Genomic DNA, 1,990 nt, shown 5'->3' with positions numbered 1-1,990 from the left:
CGGGCCGTGAGTCCCGACCTGAATTGCACCGACGATTCACATTTCCACGACACGGACTGAACCTCAAAACCAGCACTTGAGGGCCATTCCTGCGTCGCGCGGAAGAGTGAACCGTGGACGCAGTCCATTCTTTCAATCGCTCGCAATTAGGCACGACGTTACGCGATAAATTGCGCTGGTCGGTGTACACCGAACGGAATCGGACATGTCGAGTCGCACCCGGCATGTCGTGGTACATTCGCAACCTCGAATTTGACATGTCTCCTGTGACATTGCTGTTCACTTCACCGGCGAACTGTAGGTTTCCTGTCATCGGTCTCGCGCCGCCCGCCGATATCCCCGCAAAGCGGGAACAAGCGACAAACCGATGATCACGACGACCCACACAGCCACCTTGACGAGATTCTCGGTGAGCGCGCCGCCCACAGCGAGTGCACGCATCGCCTCGATGGCGGGGGTCATGGGCTGATTGGCGACCACCGGCTGTAACCACGACGGGTAGGCGCTGACCGGCGAGAACCCCGAATTGAAGAACATCAGCATGCTCGACGCCAGTCCGAGGTACGGAACAATCGGAGCGCCCGGACGAGCATTGACCGCCAACGCCAGCGTCATCATCGAGAACGCGGCGCCGTAGGCCAGTGCGACCACCACCAGCCCGATCGCCGGACCGACGCCTTGCGTGAAGCGGAAGCCGATGAGAAAACCGGCTCCGAGCAGGATCACGGTCGTGATCAGGATGCGGATCAGCTCGGCGCCGACGCGTGAGGTCAAGTCGGCCGCCCGGTTGATCGGGAGCACGTAGAGACGAGCGAGCAAGCCCGTGGCACGTTCATGGTTGAGCCTGGTTGCCGACGCGATCGAACCGAACATGGCGCCGACCAGAATCACCAGCGGCACGGTGCCGTATGCGCTGTTCTGGCCGGTGGCCGACCCGATCGCATCGCCGAGGACGACCTTGAACATCAACATGCTCAGGGCCGGAAAGATCAGCGATTGCAGCAGAGTCGGAAAGTCCCGCACGAAGACGACGACCTGCCGCCCGGTGAGCGGCACACTTTGCGACCACCACGCGCGAATCGACCTCTCCTCGGGGACGTGGAGAGCAGGAGGGGCGAGATCGTCGAGACGCCGCGACGCTTCGGCGCTCATCCGCGCGACTTTCGGGCACCGAGGTACAACAACACCACGGCTGCGATGAGCAGGCCGACACACCAACCCAGAGAGGGCCGCACGAGCTCCCACGTCGCGGTTCCCGCGTCGAGGCCGCGCATCGAGTCGGCGAACTGCGAGATCGGCTGGTTGCGCACGAACGGCTGAATCCACTCGGGGAACTGGGTTAGGGGCACAAATCCGGTCGACAGCATTCCCAGGATGAGGGTGGGCAGCGTCATCGCCTGACTGGTCGCCTCCGGTGTGCCCGCCAAGAGACCGATTCCATCGGCCAGCAGGGAAAACAGAACACCGATGGTCGCTGCCAAGGCGAAGAGCCCAACGGTGCCCAGCACGCCCCCGTCCGCTCTCCACCCGATGATCAGGCACGCGACAGCCGCACACAGCAGGGACACCGCCAGCAGAACGAGGTTCGTGGCGGTCCGGGCAAGCATGGGTATCGCCGCCGACATCGGCAGAACCCGGAATCGGGTGTTGATGCCCTCGGCGCCATCATTGGCGGCCCGCATGGCCGCCGACGACGCGGCGAAGCCCACCGACTGCAGAACGATGATCGGCATGAGGAACTGGCCGTAATTCATCCCGGGCGCCTCGTTCATGATGCTACGAAGAGGCAGGTAGAAGCAGACCGCCAGGAACGCCGGTGAAATGAACGCAAAGATCAGCTCACCGTTACGGAAGACCTTCGAGGTACCCCGGCAGGTCAGTGCCCACCACTGCTGCAGCGACCGAGGCCGCGGGTCCAGCCTCACACCGGCACCGCCCGGAGGCGGGGCCACCTCCGGTGACGCTGGGATGGCCCCTGACACCATGGCCG

At 63.7% G+C, this 1,990-nt stretch carries 2 protein-coding genes; both read right to left on the bottom strand.

All coding sequences use genetic code 11. From position 1 onward, the window contains the following. Nucleotides 1-309: 309 nt before the first annotated feature. Nucleotides 310-1,152, bottom strand: a complete 843-nt coding sequence (locus tag QNM97_RS04910; RefSeq protein WP_208792164.1) for an ABC transporter permease — start codon at nt 1,150-1,152, stop codon at nt 310-312. Continuing rightward, nucleotides 1,149-1,985 (bottom strand): ABC transporter permease, encoded by an 837-nt coding sequence (locus tag QNM97_RS04905; protein ID WP_283823100.1) that lies wholly within the window; start codon nt 1,983-1,985, stop codon nt 1,149-1,151. The genes QNM97_RS04910 and QNM97_RS04905 overlap by 4 nt, the downstream gene beginning before the upstream one ends. Nucleotides 1,986-1,990 lie beyond the last annotated feature (5 nt).

This window comes from Gordonia sp. L191 (assembly GCF_030077625.1).
In the GTDB taxonomy this organism is placed as follows: domain Bacteria; phylum Actinomycetota; class Actinomycetes; order Mycobacteriales; family Mycobacteriaceae; genus Gordonia; species Gordonia polyisoprenivorans_A.
The sequence above is the reverse complement of the archived record's forward strand: the minus strand, read 5'-3'. Positions and strand labels throughout refer to the sequence as shown.